This is a genomic window from Photorhabdus sp. RM71S (assembly GCF_042879355.1).
GTDB classification, from domain to species: domain Bacteria; phylum Pseudomonadota; class Gammaproteobacteria; order Enterobacterales; family Enterobacteriaceae; genus Photorhabdus; species Photorhabdus kayaii.
This window is the reverse complement of the sequence record NZ_JBHFKV010000006.1, coordinates 147,430-167,836: the sequence shown is the minus strand read 5'-3', so window position 1 is coordinate 167,836 and position 20,407 is coordinate 147,430. Positions and strand designations below refer to the sequence as shown.

The window sequence follows — 20,407 nt, the reverse complement described above, 5'->3', positions numbered from 1 at the left end:
AAAGTTAAATTAGCCTGAAATTATTTTGCAGCACGACCCGCCAGCAGATCGTTGCAGAAGTCATTCCATACTTTCAGCCACAGGTCTACTCGCTGTTCCATTTCATCAAAGCGATCTTCGGTAATCGCCTGACAGAATAAGATCCAAGCATCCTCAGAATGACCGTCTTCAATTGATTCACCGGTTTCGGTCTCTACGTGAATACTGTGATAACCGGTAGACACATCAATATCTGTCGCTACACCCACGCTTTTCGCCCAAGGAGTAGCAAAGTCGTGGAACACTGTTTCAGCAACGGCTAATAGTGCCACCAACTGAGGGTAGTCACCGTAGGCATTTTCAAATGTCGCGCGGCATGCCACTGAACTGGACATCGGAAACCAGGTTTTCACCTCATTCTCACTCATCCCCAATTGCTCGATGGTGTTGAAGAACTGCACATAGTGAGCCAGTTCTGGTTGCCCGTTATAGCCACTGTCAGAGCCTGTTCCTGGGTGGAAACCTAACTCATCTAACAGGTTAATTTGCAGCAAAAAACGAGCTGCCATTTTTGCCCGCGCACCCAAACGCCCTTCCAGCTGTTTTGCTGAGCTCAACGCTTCGATCACCGCATCGGTAAATACTTGGGCGAAGGCGTGATAAAACTCCAGATGGAATATCCTCATCTGGCTGATGTCGAACTCACCTCTATTCATCTTTAACAAAATTGGGTTTCTCATCAGCGGGTGCGCTTCAATGCGATCGATTAATCGCTTTGCAAACTGATGATTACGCTGATATTGGTTATTTTCGACGGTTGCAACAATAGCATCCCTGCCGAGTTGACGCGCACTCAGTAATTTTTCCATGATTAAAATCTCAATATAAAGACTACGATTAATAGATTACAGGGCTGACACCCTGCCCACAGCCATTACAACTAATGCAAACATCCCACAGCTAAAAGGAATAACCTGAACATACTTGAACGGTAAATAAAAACACGAGGCAATCAATAATACAGGGATCCCGATAGAAAGAATCATCATGCAGATTGTTGCATAATACTTGTAAATATAAGGAACCTGTAAATCGTCAATGTTCATACCGTATAACATAGAAATCAACGGCAACATGATAAAAGCAATATGAGCTAGCCTGAGCATCCTACGATTTAAGTCTGTATAGCTCTCATGACCTTTAGGTGCACGGAATGGCCCTTTAAAAGCATACATTCCTATTAACCCACCCATCATAATCCCGACAACAATACCACCCCAACCAAAGGCAATCAGTATTTCTCTGAGATTAGCCACTGTATTTCTCCTGATTATTATTAATACATAAAGAAGATACTTATGATATAATAAGCACCTTTATAAAAATCCGTCTTGAAAAAATAATTATATAATCTTGGAGATATATAATTAGAAATCTGCAAATTGTTTTAGAATAATGAATCGGTTGTTCGAATCGTGGCATAGTAATACCGTTCATGTCAATCTTAACCTCATTTACATCGTGTTACCCAATAAAGATATACCCTATGGATTTCAAGATGCATCGCGACGGCAAGGGAGTGAATCCCCGGGAGCATAGATAACGATGTGACCGGGGTGAGCGAGTGCAGCCAACAAAGAGGCAGCTTGAAAGATAACGGGGATAGATGACGTTCAATTCCCCGCGTGACGTTGCCGAATCATAGGCTGCGACCTTTCTTTAATTTGTTGGTTGCGCTGCTGGTAATCGGCAACGACTTGATCTCCAGGCCGAAACCCCTGCGGCAATTGCCCCGCAGCCTGCGCTTCCATATGTGACGTGGCGTCAATTTTGCAATCCATTTCCCTTGCACGGTAATACGCACCTGCATCTGCCGCCATCGATAATTTGGCATGGCTGGCCATTGCATCAACATCAAAATAGTCTTGGGTGATTTTTCTGATTAACGAACCTTCCAACACCGCCTCTTTTATCTCTGCGGCGGCCTGCGCGGCCGACAAGGAGTATCTCAGTCAGGAGCTCGCTGACGATTTAGCCAAACCGGTATCGCTTTCATCACGAAAAAGCGCCGAAACATGAAAGCGTGTATGCAAGCTGAGTGGAATAAGATAATGTTATCAAAGCGTTTTATCATCGAAACAATTAATGGACAATTAAAAACCATTTCTCAAATAGAGCATTCGCGCCACCGAAGTATAAAAGGATTTATGTTGACCATTTTAGGCGGTTTGATTGCTTACTGCCTTAAATGGAAGAAACCATCACTGAAAGTTTTCTACTCAGAAGACGATTTTTCAGTGACGGTTTAAACAGAATTCGGGTTATTTACAATGGTACCAATAAAGATACGAAGGTAAAAATTCAATTTTTGTTCAAATTCTCCTAATAATCCATTTGAGCAATAGAATTAATCATTGAGTTAATTTATAAGATAAAAAATATAATCATCTGATAATTGCAAATTTATATTAGTTATATATAGCCAAGCAATGCAGCTTTAGCTATTGCCTGGAATTTATTCTTACAATCCAGTTTTTTAACGATATTCATTAGGTGAAAATCAACTGTACTTTTAGTGACACAAATGGTTGATGCAATTTCAATTGATGTCATCCCATCTGCGGTATACCTTAATACTTCTAATTCTCTATGTGAAAATGAGGTATTATCGATATAGAACGATTGTAAATACTTTGTGTGTGATGTTAAGTATCTTATTATCCTAATATATACTCCTAAAATTTCTCCACTACATTTATACATTGTCTCGTTATCAATAGGCCCATCTTTTCCCGCAACAGAAAATATTCCATAACTTCCTGAAAATGCAGGAAGACCAAAGGTGATCCCAGAACGAAATCCATATTTCTGATTCACATACCAAAGCTCTTGCCCATTAGATTTGGAAAAAAAATCCAAGTCCCATATTTTTGAAAAAGAAGGCGGCACAGGTCGAAAATTTAGAACTGGATCAATCATCCAATACTTTTTTTCTATGTAAACGGCTCTCCAAGATTCATGATAATTATTAAAGAAATACACGTCTCGGTTAGAGATAGGAAAGCGCGCTTTTAATAAAAGGGAGAACAAACTAAACCCCGAAATTTTGTTAATAAGCTCACAAATTTCAGCCACAAAATGTGCATCTACGTCTAATTTATGAAAATTATAGGGTAAGGTATATGGTCGATAAATATTCATTCAACGTCCTCTTAAAAATTAAGAATATTGATAGTGAACCCTAATATTTATTATAGTATCAAAATTTACACTTAATAAAGAAAATAATTATTTACTGTTATACAGAAGCAAGATTTGATAAGCCACAATGTATTTTTCGTAAACAAAAGAAATTATATCAATAAGATTGAAATTTTAATAATCAGGTAAAGTAATATATATAAAAATATATTATAGCCACATTAAGAATTTTAAACTGCTCTCAATAAAATATAAATGATTATTTAATATCTTAATATAAAATTTTTATGTTTTGTTTTTTGACAAAATAAATTAACTAAAATATTGAACTATATGAAGCAATACCTAATAAATATATGAGTAATTTTCCCATATAAACTATGCTTTATACCAGTAGCTGTTTCAACTTTAATAGTTAATTATATAAAAAGAAAGTTATTATAATAATAATGAGCAAGCAAAATAACCTTTCGATTCCCAATAAATAATTTAAATATGTAAGAGGTGTTATGATGAGTGAAGTCATTCAGGGTAAAGATGATATTGCTATAACCAAGAACTCTATTACAGCTGATGTAACCTTTGTTATTGATATTGATTCAATTATTGAATATCTTCGTACTAATAATCTTAAAAGTTCTCTGGACCCTAAAGATCCAACAATTATCCGTCAGCATGTATATATAGCTAATTATACTCCAGAGTTCGGATTGAAAGTGGCGAGTTCATCTGGTGCCCGTGTCACTGTTCCCATTAATGCAAATATTAGATGGAGGGCTACAACGGTATCTAATAATTTCGACTATACGATTATATTGTATAAATTCAAAAAGCTTAGTATAGGAGACGATGTCATCTCTGTCCCATCACAAATATGGTCACAGAACCCTATGGGCAAAAAAGTTCCAATGGTCCCTTCAGGTATTAATGCAAATGAGGATGAACCTAAGATAATTTTTGTTGAATCTCAAGATAGTTATTTCCAAGCAACAGCTCATAAACCAGGTGTAGAACAATATACATGGTTCTTTGCCGCTTATGACGGTAAAAAGCTCCTAGGTTATTATCGATATGATCCATATGTTGAAGTAACTAATAGCTAAGCATTTGTATATTGTCATTTTCTACTGGGAAATTACCAAAATAATTTTCCAGTATTTTTATTTTTCAATTTATTTAAATGTCTGTAACAAACACTAATTTATATTATAATATTATTTCCTTATAAATAAAATCTTATAACACCCAAGTAAACTCTATTCCTCTCCATAAATTCAACAATCTTCCGACAATTATTCTGTCATCAATTCAGAGGATATTCTTTCTATTATCTATTTCTTTAGCTAAAATAACTTACAGGAACTATTACATCTGACATTATCGTCTATCAAGCTAAATAACAGTGAATTAAAATTTAGCTTATTATTACTTACTTAGATTAAGCTTTAATTTCTTTAAAAATCTTCCTAGCACAGCCTTATCTATTATTAAAAAAACACCACCCGTTACTTATTCCACTTAAGTTAATTCATTAATAAGCCGTAAAATAAGTGCTCTTATTAACTAATTATTATCCTAATAACCAACTAATTAAAATTTCTGATAGAAAATCGAGATATAAAAGAAACGTCATCCACTAATCAGAGCAAGATATAACCCGGAGTGTGCTTTAATAACGAATAAATTAGCCAATATGTATGTCATTACTATCAGGCTATCACCCTATATTTATGTTTTATGGAATAAAATATCATCCTTATCGGTGAATTAATGATAAAAAGAATATCTATTCTCATATTAGGTTGTATTTCCTTTCAGATAATCGCCTCACCAGCAGAGATAAATGATGATCTGCCAATGACTGAAGCGAGAAGAACTCTGCAAGATAGTTCTAGGGAAATTAACCAACTGATAGAACAACGCCGCTATCAGCAATTAAAGCAGCAGGCTAATACTGTTCCTGAGTCAACGCCTGCGTCGGTATTGCCGGAATCTAAGCAATGTCTGCCGTTAACCGGCGTTTACCTTAAAGGGATATCTCTGCTCTCAATTCGGGATTTAAGTACGCTCAGCGCTTTGTCCCCGGCGTGTATCAGCAGTCATGATATCAATCGGCTCAGCCACGAACTGACTCAGCTTTATATCAGTAAAGGCTATATCACCGCCCGTATTCAGTTTATTGCGCCTAATACCGATGGAGAGTTAGGGCTAAACGTTATCGAAGGGTTTATTGAAAAAATCGAAGGCGGTAATCGCTGGGTGAATAGTAGGATGCTATTTCCCGGTCTGGAAAAACAACCACTCAATATCACACAACTCGATCAGGGTTTAGATCAGGCTAACCGGCTACAGTCCAATAAAACCACCCTGGATATTTTACCGGGAGCGGTGAATGGCGGTTCGGTGATTAAACTGCATAATCAGCGCAATAAGCCTTGGTTATTGAATATCAAAACTGATAATTATGGGCAAAAGAGTACTGGGAAATGGTTGGTCCGCACCAATGCCAGTTTTGACAGTCCATTTGGTTTATCCGATTTCATCAGTCTGAATGCCAGTAGTACGTTAGATAGCCCATCAAACCGATATAGCCGTGCTTATACTCTGCTTTATTCAGTGCCCTATGGCGCAGCAACATTCAGTGGGTTCGGTAGTTATTCCCAATATGCCAGCCATCCCCATTTACAAATGAGAACGATAAAGATTTATGGTGATACTCAGCAAATCGGCATGCGTTCCGATTTTGCCTTCTATCGTAATCAATCTCAGATTAATAGTGTCAGCGGGCAATTAACTTACAAGAATTACAATAATTACATCAACGATGCCAAGATTGGTGTCAGTAGCCAAACATTGAGTGTCTTTGAACTCGGTGTTAATCATTTACATATCATTCCAACCGGATTAATCACGCTCAATCTGAGTGTTGAACAGGGTTTGTCTTGGTTTGGAGCACAAACCGGAACCGCTTATCTCGATAAGCAGTTCACCAAAGGCAAATTGATGGTCAATCTACATCAGCGTTTTATGCTGTTCAACTCGCCTTATCAGCTCAATAACCTGTTTTATGGGCAATACAACCGCCGCGGTCTGCCCGGCGTCGAATGGCTGAATATCACTGATCGGAATGCAGTCCGGGGATTTAGCAAAAATACGCTATCCGGGGATAACGGCTGGTATCTGCAAAATACACTGTCCCGGACGTTTCCCCTCGCCAACAGCACATTATCAATGCGTATCGGTATTGATATTGGCCGGGTTCAAGGATATCGCAGCCCACAAGGCTGGCAAAGCAGCGCCGGAATCAGTTCTGGCGCCACGCTGAGATACCAGAGCATGGTATTCGATCTAGAAACCAGTCGAGGAAAGTTACTTTCCAATCGCCAAGCATCTGATGAGCCCATTCAGGTGCTAGTCCGTTTTTCTTACACCTTTTGATGGTCTTTAAGCAGTACCTAACGTTGTACACACAATAATATAACTAAATAGATAGAGATTAATGTATGAAAAATAAAAAATTCAGGTTATCCCCTACCGGCAAGCTCGCCGCTTCTATGGCAATCATTCTTGTCTCTTGTTCTACCAGTTTTGCCAGTGAAATCGTTGGCGGCGGCGACCCAGCACACCATCCCGATATTTTCGCTGCCGAAGGTAAAGCAACGGTTGTGAATATCGTGACGCCCTCCTCTTCCGGGCTGTCACATAACCAATATCTGGATTACAACGTTGGCCAGATGGGCGTCGTTCTAAATAATGGGCTAGAGGAAGGGCAATCACAATTGGCGGGGCAGCTTACCGCTAACCCTAATTTGAATGGTCAAGCGGCTAGCCTGATTCTGAATGAAGTTATCAGCAGGAACCCTTCCCTGTTATTAGGTCAGCAGGAGGTGTTTGGTATAGCAGCAGATTATGTACTGGCAAACCCGAACGGCATCACCTGTAATGGATGTGGTTTTATCAATACTAACCGTGCTTCTCTGGTTGTGGGTAATCCATTGGTAGAACAAGGTAATTTGCAAGGTTTCAGTACGTTTAACAATCAGAATAGCCTGAAAATTAAATCGGATGGTTTAATCGCCAATGCGATCCTTGATCTTATCGCCCCGAAAATTGATAACCGGGGCCCAGTCACCGCTCAAAAAGAGATTAATGCAATCAGTGGTGAAAATAAAACCTCAGCCACAGGAGAACTCATTGATTCTCAGCAAGCGTTAACCGGTGTGCTAGACAGCTATTATCTGGGGAGTATGCAAGCCGGGCGTATCCGTCTACTCAATACCGCAAAAGGCAGTGGAGTTAATTTACAAGGTACTCTTACTGCCAGTAATGAGATTATTGTTGATTCCCACGGCAATCTCAATTTAGAAGCAGCACATCTACGAGGTGGGAATGTTGATCTCTTGGGTAATGATATTGAGGTAAAAGGTAAAGTCAGCGAATCATCATATAGCCGTGATGGTAGCAATAATTACCAAAGCTATTTCAGCGGTTCTTATACCAATGATAGTAAAAGCAGTCAGTCACTCACTCGTACTAAGCTTGAAGGCAAAAATATTTCATTAGTCGCCAATAGTAATAACCGGATTACAGCCACGGATATCGTAGGTGATGATGTGAATCTGAGTGGTGCTAATCTCACTTTAGATGGGCAACAATTAAAGCAATCCACTAAAAATATTAATAACCAACAGGGTTATTCCTGGCGCCATGAGGTCACTCAGGAAAGTGAAAAACTGCATCAGGCAGGAAACAATATCCAAACCAAAGGAAATGCGAGCTTAAATGCGACGAAAGGTGACGTTAAGATCCTTGGCAGCAAAATAGATGCTAAAGGTGAGCTAGCGGTTACAGCGAAAAAAGGTATTCAAATTGCCGGTCTGACTGAGACAGAAAAAAGCTCGGAAACAGGTCACAAAAAAAATCACACGGCTAAATTGCAGACCGGAAGTTGGGAAGAGAGTAAACAGACCGAGCGTTTGATCGCCAGTGAATTACAAGCAGGAACTAATCTTAATATTAAGGCAGGAACTCAAGCTGAAATTCTTGGGGCGAAAGTCCATGCAGGTCAAAATCTGACATTAGAAGCCGGTAAACAACTGCAAATCGATGTTCAGAAAACGGCTGATAACCGGGCTGTACGTGATGATAAAAAATACTGGGGAGGTGTCGGCGGCGGCGGGAATAAAGACAACAGTGAGTTGAAAGAAACCAACCATGCATCTGAATTGACAGCCAATGGGCGTTTATTGCTGTCAGGCTATGAGGGTATCGCCATTACCGGCAGCAAAGTGAAGGCGGTCCAAGGGGCTTTTGTAAATGCTAATAGTGGCGAATTAACCATCGATAATGCGGTCAGTCATATCAATCACAAAGTTGATGAGCGAACAGGCACTGTACTCAACATCACTAGCGGTTCAAAAAGAACCAATAGCCAGCAACAGAAATCTCACGGCAGCGAGTTGGTTTCTGAAGCAGATCTCAAATTACTCAGTGATGAAGATATCAATATTATTGGCAGCCAGGTGCAAAGTACCGGCGCACTTAGCCTGAACACATCCGGTAATATCAAGGTACTCTCTTATGGCGAACAAAAACAGGTTGATAGACAAAGCACCTATCTAGAGCCGCAAGTCCACTTCCAACCAAAGGGGGATAAACAGTATCGTGCCGGAATAGGTATTGAGCATACCAGTAACAGTCAAAAAAATCAGACGATAACACAGCAAGCTTCCACGTTGAGTGGAGATAGCATGACTATCGATGCTGATAAAGATGTCACCCTGCGTGGTTCTAATCTGGTGACGACTACAGGTGATACTAAGATCACCGGCGCGAATGTTCATCTGTTAGCTGCGGATAATAAAAAATCCGAAGAGAAATCTCAGAGTAAAACGTACGTTGGGGGTTACCTTACCGGAGGAGTTGATAAATTTGGTTCTGGTATTCATGGTAACTATGAAGGTAACAATAACAATCATACCAGTACGACTGCCGTTGTTTCCGGTTCTCAAATCGCAGGTAATTTGAACATTAAAACCAACGGCGAATTGGTTCAGGAAGGGGCGAACCATAAAGTCAATGGCACTTATACTGCTGAGGCAGGTAAGGTAAGCAATCTGGCCGTATCGAATACGGAATCAAATACCAATCGCAAACTACAGGCTGGCACGGATATTGGCGTCAATGTCGATTATAGCGCTGTTACTCGACCAATTGAGAAAGTGGTTAAAGAACCCGCTAAGTCTGCGCTGGATAGCACTTTAACCAAAAAAGGCACACCTAATTTCGGCGCGGATATTGCCGCCAACGGCAGTAGCATCCAGACCACAGATAAAAAGTCCGAAGCAGTTGTGACCTCTGTTCAGGCCAGCAATATTGTTATCAGAACCAATGGCGAACTGTATGATCAGGGTACTCAATATCGTGCTGATAAAGGTAACGTTACACTGACTGCCGGTAGCCATAACAGTAAAGCAGCACAGAATCACCACGAAAGCAGCCACAGTGAAACCCGCGGCAATGCTGACCTACGTGTTTATACCACCACCGGTGAAGATATCTCCGGTAATGGTAAAGGCAAAGGCGGCACACAAAGCAGCCATACCGCGACAACCGAAGCAGTAACCAGCCGGATTACCGCCGCGGATGACATTAATATCCGTGTCGAAAGGGACGCTGAATATCAAGGCACATCTCTGAATACTGGCGCTGGCAAAGCCAATATAGATGCTAAAGGTGATATCCGTTTTGATAATGCCACCAATAGCACGACGAAAACAGCAACCGGTTATAACGGAGAAGCATCTGCTAAAGGGGGAAACTCGCCAGAGGGCAAGAATGTTCATATCGGTCTTGGCGGCGGTTACAACACAGATAGCAAAAATAGTACCACAGCTCAGGTAAGTGAAATTGGCGGTAAGCGAGGTGTCAACCTGAGTGCGGGCAATAACTTGACGTTGCAAGGTGTTCAAGTGACCGGTAAGCAAATCGACTTGAACGCTAAACAAGGTAATGTTGAACTGGTATCTGCTCAGGACCGCGTTAACAACGATAGCTGGGAATTTAACCTGAAAGGCAATGGGGGGAATACAAGCTCGATCAAGAAAGCGGAAGATGACAGTACAACCACCACCACAAAACAGAGCCTTGGCGGGGAAGTCAAAGTAGGGATTGATCGCCTGCAAGCAACAACCCAACGTAATAGCCATATTAAAGGTGAAAATGTCGTGATCAACAGCGGCGGTGATACGACAGTTGCCGGAACACGAATAGAGGCGGATCAGGTAAAAGGCAGTATTGGTGGTGATCTACGAGTTGAAAGCCGTAAGGATACTGAACATGGGTTAAATGCCGGTGTTGATGCTGGCATTAACTACACGAAAGAATCCAAAGTGAAAAGTGACGATATCCCTAAAGACGAAGCAACTAAGGATGATTCGCCTAAAGACGATGTGTCGAAAGATGAGATATTGAAAGATGATCCATCTAAAAACCCAACCGAAGAGCCACAACCGAAAGGATGGCAGGACAGATTAACCTCTGCATTTAATAGTCTTAATAATATTAAAGGGATTAATGGGGTTACAGGAAAACTCAAAGGTAATGTTGATATTAAAGATCGGGAAAATATCGGCGAACAATCAGTTACTTCCGGTAATCAAGGGGTTAATTTAGATGTAAAAGGAAATACCCATCTGATTGGCGGGCAGATTGGTAGCGAGAAAGGCAATGTCATTCTTAATACCCAAAATGTGGAACAACAATCTGTTACTAGCTATGATAATAGTAAAGGCGGTAACGTTGCATTACCTGATTCTGTGAGCGGAATAGTTAAAGCAGTTCAGGAAGGTGTATTGTCCGGCAAAATACCTTTGGTGAAAACTTATAGTAATGAAACCGAAAGTAGTACGATTAATGGCGAAATAATCAATCGTAAACCTGATTAATTTGTTCTTTTATAAAAGATCCTTCAAATGAGGGATCTTTTTATTTTCATTCATATCGAATATCTTAATAATTTTCATTGACCATATTAATGGTTTTTTATAATGTTAAAAAATCAACAAATGACTTGGGAATATAATGATGTTTAGAATTTACAAGCAAACTTTAGAACATAAGAACTACTATAAATGCCTATTCCAATAGGCGTAATTGTTGCAAGCAGTTTGAACACGGACAGCGCGGAAAAACCGGAGCGTACACGTAGTACGTGAGGATTTTGAGCACTGCCCAGGTTCAAAATGGCAAATAAAATAGCCTTATTGGGATAGGCAGTCAGTCACAGATTAGAATAAAAGGAGCATTTAGGAAAGAAATTATTTGTTCAAATATATTCATTGCATATATTATTTTTATGACCGTATTTAATCTCAATAATCCATTATTTAGATATGTGGATTACGTTATGATAATAATTCTAGTTACTACGTTAATAAGCATATCTGTTAATATTAGCAGAGCATTTAATATATTGATAAGCGAATATAAACCAGAGGATATTAATTACTCTAACGAAAAGATAAAAACCTCACACAAAATATTAATTTCAATTATCTTAATAGCTATTTCAATGTTAATGTGGATATCAATCTCATATTTACCCAGCATTATTATATATAATTTTTCGTTAAAAGTGTTTTTATTTATGATTATCAGCATATCAATATACCTAATCATGAAAATGTTTAATCAGAGAGTACTCACTACGCATGAATAAGGAATAATGACCAAATTAATTATTTGTTGTAAAATAAAAACATAATAATTTCTTATTCAGAAAGAATTATTCCACCCAATATGGATATCAACTCAATACAAGTGCGCCTTATACTTTGAATTGTCAAATAATAAGCCGCCACAATGAAAGCGGCTTTTAAATAAATCCAGCATCAATATTTTTTTATTTCCTTTGAAATTTGATAAATATTTTCTATACCGATAGAACATTCATCATCTGAAGCTAAAGTCGTTGTTATGAAACTGAGTTTATCCCTAGATTTATTGGTAAATATTATATGATACATTTGCCTATAAATCGGCTGAGATAAATAAATATCATCAAACTCATGTTTATCACTCAGTACTTTATCCCTTTCAGCTTTAGCTATTTCACGTTGTAGAATAATAGCTATTTCACTTTTATTTAATTTCTCAGAAAGAATTAATGAAAGATTAAGTTTTATCCGTGACTATCGTCCGGAAAATCTCTCCTCGTTAGGCTGATGGCATATCACTGTGACAAGTGCCCCAGATTTGACAACGGAATAATATCGTAGAAGTATGGCATGATGAGATGGCTCATATTCATACAAGGTAACTATTTGAGGCTATACATGCCAAAGCGTGCAAAAAAACAGGAAACAACCCAACATCAGCAGGAAAGGTTATCCAGAACACCTTTGGAGAAAGGCATTCACCACGGTAAAAAAGCGATTTCTCTGACGGTCAGAGTAGGAAATTATATCCGCAATATTCCTATTATCGCCCACTTTATCCGTGCAACGCTGCGTTTTAATGATCGGATGGGTAATCAGTTTGGCGCCGCAATAACGTATTTTTCCTTTTTATCACTTATTCCAATCCTGATGCTCTCTTTCGCCATTGCCGGTTTTATTCTGGCCTCTAATCCCGATTTGCTGGCAAAACTGATTAATGGTATCGCCAACAGTATTAGTGATCCGACTCTTGCCAATACACTGAAAAATAGTGTCGATACGGCAATTAAACAACGTACTACCGTGGGATTGACCGGTTTGGCAATTGCGCTGTATTCCGGTGTGAATTGGGTCAGTAATTTACGTCAGGCCATTCTTGCCCAATTCCACCCTGTCTGGATGCGAAATCAGGAAGATAACGAGAAGATCTATTTTAAATATCTTCGTGATGCTATTTCTCTAATTGGGCTATTATTAGCACTGGTAATCACGCTATCACTGACCTCTATCGCAGGCTCCGCCCAAGCAACCATTGTTAAGATGTTAGGATTAGATGGCATTGAATGGCTGCGTCCATCCTGGTTCCTGATTGGATTGGCCATTTCTATTTCAGCCAATTATCTGCTTTTCCTATGGCTATTCTGGGTATTGCCTCGCCACCAGCCAGAACGTAAAGCATTATTGAGAGGGACATTAATGGCAGCAATAGGCTTTGAAGTGATCAAATATATTATGACCATGACGTTACCACGTCTCGCCAATTCCCCTTCTGGCGCCGCATTTGGCTCTGTTATCGGCCTGATGACATTTTTTTATCTTTTTGCCCGCCTAACGCTGTTCTGCGCTGCCTGGATAGCCACTGCGGATAATAATTATAAAAATACCGAATAAATGTGCCCTGGCAGAGCGATCTGCTAATAATAACCCAATGAATAAGGAGCTATTTATGCCGTTTGTTAATATCAGAATTACCCGTGAAGGTGCTACAGCAGAACAAAAGAAACAATTAATTGAAGGTGCTACTCAGTTACTGGTCGATGTATTGGGAAAAAATCCGGCGACAACTTTTGTCATTATTGATGAAGTCGATACTGATAATTGGGGAATCGGCGGTAAGAATGTGACTGAAATTAGAGCTGAAGCTAAAAAGTAGTCTCCAATGATGAAGGGCGGTATTACCCGCCCTTTTACCTCTTTAAGACGCTTTTGCATCAGGCTTAGATATCGGTGGTTGTGCCGGAATGTCAACTTTATCCTTATGTGGCGTCAGCGACATAATCTGATTAAAGCTGTTTCTTAACTGGTCGACATCCATCTCCGCTTCCCCTTTCGGTTGAATCAGAATAAATGCAACCTCTTGCGAAAGGATCTGCTTCAACTCACGATTAAGCATTTCAGGAGTCAATGAAGCTAAAAATGCTTGTCTCAAACGCTGATATTGTTCAGGAGCGATATCCACCACATTGCTCTGTTGGGACAAAAGGCGCTGATTAATCAGAATATCCGTGCTGGTATGAGCATACATGGCAAACAACTGGCTGAGTTGTGCTTGTTTTTGCGCATATAGCTCATCAAACTGCCCCTTCGGCAATCCTTTATCGCGTAGTGTGACCAATTCAGCCGCCAGATACTCCATTGCGGGTTTTAAATTACCAGCTGCCGTGTTGAGATTCAGGGCACAACTCGCACGATGATACTGGACTTTACAATCCAGCCCCAATTTCAACGCTTTATCATTTTTTCTTTCCAACCCAAGTTGCAGATAGCGATAAATTGCCTCGCGGGCAATATCACTAATCCAATAGTGATTAAGCACATGTGAATCATTAATCGGCTGCCAATTGAGATCCCAAATCAAGGATAAAGTATCTTCTTTCTTTTTATCGCTGATAATCCCTATGGTCTCCGGTTTCATCGGCGATAACGCTGCAATGGTGGCCGGAGTATGACGTTTACCTTTCAATGATGAAAACGCTTGGCTGATATTCTCCGGCAAAGTACGGCTATCCACATGGCCCGCAACGTATAACGTCATCATGTCAGGGGTATACCATTGCCGGTAAAACTGCTTAAGCTTCTCCAAATCAATAGGCTGAGGCGCGTTTTGCGCCGGATCATGCCCTAACAGCGTTGAACCTTTCAAACGTCTACGCCACACAGGATCTTGTATATCTGGAGGATAGGTTGCAACGGATGTATCAGCCATTTTCATGGCATGTTGTAGAGTCTCAGGTGTAAATACCGCTTTGCCCGCTGCATCAGCCAACCAGTTCAATGCATCTTTTAGTAGTTCAGACCGATTATGTGGCAAGCTCAAGCTATAGAGTGTGAAATCATATGAAACAATAGCTGGAGGCAGCGGGTATTTTGGATCAATAGCACTGTCCCATAACTGCTCTAATTTGGTAGAAGATAAGCTTTTGCTACTAAAGAGCACGACTTTCGGAATCAACCAGGTATAACCCGTTTGTTGGGTTTTCTCCGCCAGTGACCCTGTTTTCACGACCAGGCGCAACTGTATTCTGTCGTTAGGACGTTGTGGCGTCTGCAAAATTTGCCAGTTAAAACCGTTTTCCAATTTACCTTGTTTCCAGGCAGGGTCAGGCTGCAAGGCTTCTGCCTGCGTCTGGCCCGCAACTGCCAGCATTATCCCACCAATAAAATAACGAATTTTCGTACCCTGCATGTGAACCCCTATAAATGTCTATCCTTGGTTTTAGCCTTCGAAGGTTTAACCATTGATGACAGAATATGTTCCCTTCGACCAATAATAACGGTAGAAAAAGCAAAAACCTGAATTTTAGCAGGCGAAATCCTGTCAGGATTATAACTGAGGATTAGACCTCAAACCGCCATGAATGGTTTCATGATGACGGAGGTTTATGTTTATTAAATTGACGATTATATCCCCTGATCAGCATACCCAGTTCATCATCCTGATGGTATTTAGGGCAAGCCATTGGCTCTGATGGTTGATCGTTATTAAGATCCCGCGCAATGTCTCGTAATGGGCGCACAACAATCCGGTTGATACACCAGCTTATCGACACCGTAAGGATAAGGGCCAGTAATAAATAAGTTGTCAGCATCAGCGCCAACGTATTAATGACAAAACGATATACTCGGTTGGAATCCACTTGCAAAATCAGATGCCCTAGCGGTTTAGCATCTGTCGATACTGAACCATAAACATGAAGAGGAATACTCACTTCCACAGGGATCCCAAAAACACGTTTAGCCAGTTCGGGGATCGAGCGATGGGTAGCAAAGCTCAATCGTATCACCCGGATATCCTCCGGTAACACCACATCCGCACGTCCTAAAATACCTACAGTGCGCAGCCCTATCAGCAACTCTTTTGCTTTACTGAGATCGGAATTAAGTAGTGCTTCCGTTAAAGGTGCCTGTACCTGAGCTGCCGCATTATTAAGCTGGCTGACATAATCATCTTTACGTTGCTGTATAAAATGACACAATTGGATCGTAATAAAAATAGCAATGGTCACCAGCGTGACGCCGGTCACTGCGGCCATCTGTTTAATGGTTAACGAACGTTTGACGCGCAATTTCATTTTTACTTAAACCAATGCCTGTGGATATCGCAGTTATAACACGTGATCAATGGAATTGAGTATACTTGATTTTATCGCTAGCGATCCTGTTTCACTTATCCAAGTCGTTATTTTTCTGAAATAATTGCCTTTGGTGGCTATCAGAAATATAAGTAAATATTTAAATGGTGATAATGGCTAACCCATTATCACCAAAGATGTTTTATTGAATAATTGCCAACCAATTATTCCACCGCAACATTTTCATCCTGATCAACCGCAAAACAGGCAATCAGTTGATCACTATATTGATTCAATTTTGGCTGAAACTGAGTACAAATGCTAAGTGCCCGGCGACAACGAGCGGCAAATGCACAACCGGGCGGTGGATTCATTGGGCTTGGTAATTCGCCGGTCAATTTTATCCGTTCACGGCGTAATTCAGGATTCAGCCTTGGCGTTGCTGATAATAATGCCTGTGTATAGGGGTGACGTGGATGACTGAAAATCATCTCCTTACGGCCTTTTTCCACACAACGACCGAGGTACATCACCATCACTTCATCAGCGATATGTTCAACCACAGACAAGTCATGGGAAATAAAGACATAAGAGAGTCCCAACTCTTGTTGTAAGTCCATCATCAGGTTCAACACCTGCGCCCGCACCGAGACATCCAACGCAGAAACCGGTTCATCCGCAATCACCACATCCGGGTCCAACATTAGGCCACGAGCAATCGCAATCCGTTGGCGTTGACCACCGGAGAACATGTGCGGATAACGGCTGTAGTGTTCGGTTTTTAGCCCCACTTTTTCCATCATCTGCAACACTTTCTCTTTACGTTCCTGTGCGTTCAACTTGGTATTGATCCGCAGAGGTTCTTCCAGGATCTGCCCAACTTTCTTACGCGGATTAAGTGAACCATAAGGATTCTGAAACACAATCTGGATTTTCTGACGACGTAGCTTTTCAGAATCTTTATTGGGTACCAGCAGATCTTGCCCCTGATAATAAAGCTCCCCGTCGGTTGGCTTTTCAATCATCGTCAGCAATCGCCCCAGCGTGGATTTACCACACCCCGATTCACCAACAACTGCCAGCGTTTTTCCCTTTTCCAATTCGAAAGAGACCCCATCCAACGCTTTTACCGTTCTAGCAGGTGAAAAGAGCCCCCCTTTAATCGGATAATATTTTTTCAGATCTGTCGCTTTTAATAACGGCACAGTGGATACTTGCTGCGCCGGATAAAGGTACTCACTCATACTGTCGGCCTCCCCGCATCATCCAACGGTATATGGCATTTCACCTGACGTTCTCCCACCGTTCTTAATTCCGGTTCCACCTGACGACAATGGTCATTTGCATATGGACAACGTGGATTCAGTAAACACCCGATAGGCCGGTCATATTTCCCCGGCACAACACCCGGTAAAGAAGCAAGACGGGATTTATCCGTAGCAAATTCAGGTAATGCCCGGAGCAACGCCTGAGTATACGGATGACGTGGTGCCCGGAAGATTTCCGATGCCTTGGCGGATTCCACCACCTGCCCGGCATACATCACGATAATATGATGAGCGGCTTCTGCAACCAATGCCAGGTCATGGGTGATTAATATTAGCGCCATATTTTCCCGTTGTTGCAACTCCAACAACAGTTCAATAACCTGCGCCTGAATGGTGACATCTAAAGCGGTTGTCGGTTCATCAGCAATCAGTAATTTTGGCCGGCAAGCAATCGCCATTGCGATCATGACCCGTTGGCTCATACCACCCGATAATTGGTGCGGATACACATCCAGACGCGATGCAGGATCCGGGATACCGACCAAAGTCAATAGATCAATCGCCCGCTGGCGGCGAGTACGACGATTGCCGCCTTGATGCACTTTCAGCGCTTCCATAATCTGAAACCCAACGGTATAACAGGGATTCAAACTGGTCATCGGATCTTGGAAGATCATTGCCACTTCCGCACCAACCAGTTGGCGACGTTCTTGTTCGGAAATTTTGGTCAGATCACGCTGGTTAAATTCCAGCTTGTCAGCCATCACTCTACCCGGATAATCAATCAATCCCATTACAGCCAATGAACTGACCGATTTACCTGAACCAGATTCTCCAACAATCCCGACAACCTGCCCTTGCTCCACCCGGTAACTGATGCGATCAACAGCGCGGAATGGTGCCTCTTCGTCTCCGAAGTGAACCGATAATTTTTCTACATTTAACAGTGCCATTTCGCCACCTCACTACTGCTTGAGTTTAGGATCAAGTGCATCACGCAAACCGTCGCCCATCAGGTTAAACGCCAACACTGTCAGCAGAATCGCCACCCCCGGGAACGTCACTACCCACCAGGCACTTTGTGCAAACTGCAATACATCAGACAGCATTGTTCCCCATTCCGGCGTGGGTGGCTGCGCCCCCATCCCCAGAAAACCCAAAGCAGCCATATCAAGAATGGCATTAGAAAAACCCAGAGAAGCCTGCACAATCAGCGGCGCCAGACAGTTAGGCAGAATATTGATAAACATCTGGCGCATGGAACCCGCTCCCGCCACCTGTGAAGCCGTCACATAGTCACGGTTAACTTCTACCAACACCGCAGCACGAGTTAAACGGATGTAATGTGGCAGAGACACAAAGGTCAACGCCAGTGAAGCATTGACAATGGATGGCCCAAATATCGCCACCAGCACCAAAGCCAGCAACAGGCTTGGCAATGCCAGCATAATATCAACGATACGCATGATGATGATATCCACCACACCACCGAAATAACCCGCCAGCACTCCCAGAACAACCCCCATCAACAGGGATAGCACCACCACCAGACAACCTACCAGCAATGAAAGCCGAGCGCCGTACATCAGACGTGAAAGTAAATCACGCCCAACATCATCAGTACCCAGAATAAACTGCCAACTTCCCCCTTCCTGCCATGCCGGCGGCGTCAGCAAAGAATCGCGGAACTGTTCAGCCGCACCGTGTGGGGCAAGCACCCCAGCCAACAGAGCAACCAACAACATCAGCACAATATAAACCAGACCGACAACAGCCCCTTTATTGCGCTTAAAGTAATACCAGAACTCCTGCATCGGCGTCATAATCTTCGGCGCACTGTTTGCAGGCTCAATCACTTGAGACATAATGTGCTCCCTATTTCTTATGTCGGATACGCGGGTTAACGATGCCATATAACAAGTCAACTATCAGGTTAACCAAGATGATCATGATCGCCACCAGTAATACGCCTCCCTGAACCACCGGATAATCCCGGCGTTGAAGGGCATCGATCAGCCAGCGTCCAAGCCCCGGCCAAGAGAAAATAGTTTCAGTCAGGATCGCCCCCGCCAGCATAATGCCCACCTGCAAGCCGATAACGGTTACAACCGGCAGCAATGCATTGCGAAGCGCATGGACCACAATCACACGAATACGACTCAAACCTTTAGCGCGTGCAGTACGGATATAATCTTCACCTAGTACTTCCAACATAGAAGATCGGGTCATACGGACAATCACCGCCAGTGGAATCGTCCCCAAGACAACGGCAGGCAAAATGATATGCATCACCGCATCTTTAAAATCACCGGTTTCACCCCAGAATAGTGTGTCGATTAGCATAAAACCTGTTAGTGGATAACTGTCATCAAGGAAAACACTGTCGCTTATCCGACCAGATACTGGTGTCAGATCCAACTGAACAGAAACCAGCATGATCAACATGATCCCCCACCAGAAGATCGGCATAGAGTATCCGGTTAGAGAAAGGCCTACCGAAGTATGATCAAAAACAGAACCCCGCTTTACTGCCGCCAGGACACCAACGGGAATACCGACAGCAATAGCGAACAACATAGCGCATATCCCCAGTTCAAGAGTTGCCTTGAAACGGGGAACAAACTCTTCCCACACAGAGATACGACTTTTCATGGAGATACCAAGATCACCATGTAACACATTACTTACATAATGAAAGTATTGCTGCCAAAGTGGTTTATCCAACCCCATTTCGGCCATTAGCTGGGCATAGCGCTCAGCCGATATTCCACGTTCCCCGGCCATAATGGTCACCGGATCGCCGGGGATCATATGGACAAAAGCAAAAGTCAGTAAAGTAATGCCAATAAACGTTGGGATTACCAACCCCAGACGTCGGAGTATGAACTGCAACATATCCCGAACTCTCTTTTTTAAATGCCGGTTACAGCTCTCAGGCCGTTTGGCTTGA

Annotated in this window: 15 protein-coding genes and 1 pseudogene; 6 read left to right on the top strand and 10 right to left on the bottom strand. The window is 41.9% G+C overall.

The features are described from left to right. Window positions 1–20: 20 nt before the first annotated feature. From ACGF5R_RS05740 to ACGF5R_RS05730, 3 genes are all read right to left on the bottom strand, one after another. Window positions 21–848, bottom strand: a complete 828-nt coding sequence (locus tag ACGF5R_RS05740) for a hypothetical protein (RefSeq protein WP_112878586.1) — start codon at window positions 846–848, stop codon at window positions 21–23. A gap of 36 nt (window positions 849–884) precedes the next feature. Further along, window positions 885–1,295 (bottom strand): CorA family divalent cation transporter, encoded by a 411-nt coding sequence (locus ACGF5R_RS05735; RefSeq protein WP_112878587.1) that lies wholly within the window; start codon window positions 1,293–1,295, stop codon window positions 885–887. 357 nt (window positions 1,296–1,652) lie between these two features. Next, window positions 1,653–1,979 (bottom strand): hypothetical protein, encoded by a 327-nt coding sequence (locus ACGF5R_RS05730; protein ID WP_370446065.1) that lies wholly within the window; start codon window positions 1,977–1,979, stop codon window positions 1,653–1,655. Here ACGF5R_RS05730 and ACGF5R_RS05725 point away from each other — a divergent pair. Further along, window positions 1,975–2,288 (top strand): annotated as a pseudogene (locus ACGF5R_RS05725) (transposase); the annotation flags it as partial. The gene ACGF5R_RS05730 and the pseudogene ACGF5R_RS05725 sit on opposite strands and share 5 nt — an antisense overlap. Before the next feature lie 163 nt (window positions 2,289–2,451). Here ACGF5R_RS05725 and ACGF5R_RS05720 read toward each other — a convergent pair. Next, the gene (locus ACGF5R_RS05720; RefSeq protein WP_112878589.1) at window positions 2,452–3,180 is read right to left on the bottom strand and encodes a LuxR family transcriptional regulator; all 729 of its coding nucleotides are present in this window, start codon (window positions 3,178–3,180) and stop codon (window positions 2,452–2,454) included. Between the two features lie 509 nt (window positions 3,181–3,689). Between ACGF5R_RS05720 and ACGF5R_RS05715 the strand changes: the two genes are divergently transcribed. The 5 genes from ACGF5R_RS05715 (at window position 3,690) to ACGF5R_RS05695 (ending at window position 13,770) form a co-directional block, all read left to right on the top strand. Beyond that, the gene (locus tag ACGF5R_RS05715; RefSeq protein WP_240002061.1) at window positions 3,690–4,283 is read left to right on the top strand and encodes an inclusion body family protein; all 594 of its coding nucleotides are present in this window, start codon (window positions 3,690–3,692) and stop codon (window positions 4,281–4,283) included. 667 nt (window positions 4,284–4,950) lie between these two features. Next, on the top strand, window positions 4,951–6,618 hold the full coding sequence (locus ACGF5R_RS05710; RefSeq protein WP_387690050.1) for a ShlB/FhaC/HecB family hemolysin secretion/activation protein: 1,668 nt from the start codon (window positions 4,951–4,953) through the stop codon (window positions 6,616–6,618). Window positions 6,619–6,683: 65 nt separating this feature from the next. Continuing rightward, window positions 6,684–11,126 (top strand): hemagglutinin repeat-containing protein, encoded by a 4,443-nt coding sequence (locus ACGF5R_RS05705; protein ID WP_387690048.1) that lies wholly within the window; start codon window positions 6,684–6,686, stop codon window positions 11,124–11,126. A gap of 1,389 nt (window positions 11,127–12,515) precedes the next feature. After that, on the top strand, window positions 12,516–13,508 hold the full coding sequence (yhjD, locus tag ACGF5R_RS05700; protein ID WP_112878593.1) for an inner membrane protein YhjD: 993 nt from the start codon (window positions 12,516–12,518) through the stop codon (window positions 13,506–13,508). Between the two features lie 55 nt (window positions 13,509–13,563). Beyond that, entirely contained in the window at window positions 13,564–13,770 is a 207-nt protein-coding gene (locus ACGF5R_RS05695; RefSeq protein WP_049584069.1) for a 2-hydroxymuconate tautomerase family protein, read from the top strand. 42 nt (window positions 13,771–13,812) lie between these two features. On the opposite strand, the gene ACGF5R_RS05690 is transcribed toward ACGF5R_RS05695, so the two are convergent. The 6 genes from ACGF5R_RS05690 to dppB form a co-directional block, all read right to left on the bottom strand. After that, window positions 13,813–15,303, bottom strand: a complete 1,491-nt coding sequence (locus tag ACGF5R_RS05690; protein ID WP_112878594.1) for an insulinase family protein — start codon at window positions 15,301–15,303, stop codon at window positions 13,813–13,815. Between the two features lie 178 nt (window positions 15,304–15,481). Continuing rightward, on the bottom strand, window positions 15,482–16,189 hold the full coding sequence (locus ACGF5R_RS05685; protein ID WP_112878595.1) for a HAMP domain-containing protein: 708 nt from the start codon (window positions 16,187–16,189) through the stop codon (window positions 15,482–15,484). Window positions 16,190–16,413: 224 nt separating this feature from the next. Then, window positions 16,414–17,433, bottom strand: a complete 1,020-nt coding sequence (gene dppF / locus ACGF5R_RS05680) for a dipeptide ABC transporter ATP-binding subunit DppF (protein WP_112878596.1) — start codon at window positions 17,431–17,433, stop codon at window positions 16,414–16,416. Next, a complete protein-coding gene (gene dppD / locus ACGF5R_RS05675; protein ID WP_011144700.1) occupies window positions 17,430–18,410 on the bottom strand; it encodes a dipeptide ABC transporter ATP-binding protein in 981 nt (326 codons plus the stop codon). Before dppD ends, dppF begins: the two co-directional genes overlap by 4 nt. A 12-nt stretch (window positions 18,411–18,422) precedes the next feature. Next, on the bottom strand, window positions 18,423–19,322 hold the full coding sequence (gene dppC / locus ACGF5R_RS05670; protein WP_112878597.1) for a dipeptide ABC transporter permease DppC: 900 nt from the start codon (window positions 19,320–19,322) through the stop codon (window positions 18,423–18,425). A 10-nt stretch (window positions 19,323–19,332) separates the two neighbouring features. Then, entirely contained in the window at window positions 19,333–20,352 is a 1,020-nt protein-coding gene (dppB, locus tag ACGF5R_RS05665) for a dipeptide ABC transporter permease DppB (RefSeq protein ID WP_112878598.1), read from the bottom strand. Window positions 20,353–20,407 lie beyond the last annotated feature (55 nt).

What these genes read in the sequence shown, in the direction of transcription:
- ACGF5R_RS05695 (WP_049584069.1), top strand. Translation starts at nt 13,564, where the DNA reads ATGCCGTTTGTTAATATCAGAATTACCCGTGAAGGTGCTACAGCAGAA.
- dppF (WP_112878596.1), bottom strand. Translation starts at nt 17,433, where the DNA reads ATGAGTGAGTACCTTTATCCGGCGCAGCAAGTATCCACTGTGCCGTTA.
- dppD (WP_011144700.1), bottom strand. Translation starts at nt 18,410, where the DNA reads ATGGCACTGTTAAATGTAGAAAAATTATCGGTTCACTTCGGAGACGAA.
- yhjD (WP_112878593.1), top strand. Translation starts at nt 12,516, where the DNA reads ATGCCAAAGCGTGCAAAAAAACAGGAAACAACCCAACATCAGCAGGAA.
- ACGF5R_RS05720 (WP_112878589.1), bottom strand. Translation starts at nt 3,180, where the DNA reads ATGAATATTTATCGACCATATACCTTACCCTATAATTTTCATAAATTA.
- ACGF5R_RS05710 (WP_387690050.1), top strand. Translation starts at nt 4,951, where the DNA reads ATGATAAAAAGAATATCTATTCTCATATTAGGTTGTATTTCCTTTCAG.
- ACGF5R_RS05705 (WP_387690048.1), top strand. Translation starts at nt 6,684, where the DNA reads ATGAAAAATAAAAAATTCAGGTTATCCCCTACCGGCAAGCTCGCCGCT.
- ACGF5R_RS05690 (WP_112878594.1), bottom strand. Translation starts at nt 15,303, where the DNA reads ATGCAGGGTACGAAAATTCGTTATTTTATTGGTGGGATAATGCTGGCA.
- dppB (WP_112878598.1), bottom strand. Translation starts at nt 20,352, where the DNA reads ATGTTGCAGTTCATACTCCGACGTCTGGGGTTGGTAATCCCAACGTTT.
- ACGF5R_RS05740 (WP_112878586.1), bottom strand. Translation starts at nt 848, where the DNA reads ATGGAAAAATTACTGAGTGCGCGTCAACTCGGCAGGGATGCTATTGTT.
- ACGF5R_RS05685 (WP_112878595.1), bottom strand. Translation starts at nt 16,189, where the DNA reads ATGAAATTGCGCGTCAAACGTTCGTTAACCATTAAACAGATGGCCGCA.
- dppC (WP_112878597.1), bottom strand. Translation starts at nt 19,322, where the DNA reads ATGTCTCAAGTGATTGAGCCTGCAAACAGTGCGCCGAAGATTATGACG.
- ACGF5R_RS05715 (WP_240002061.1), top strand. Translation starts at nt 3,690, where the DNA reads ATGATGAGTGAAGTCATTCAGGGTAAAGATGATATTGCTATAACCAAG.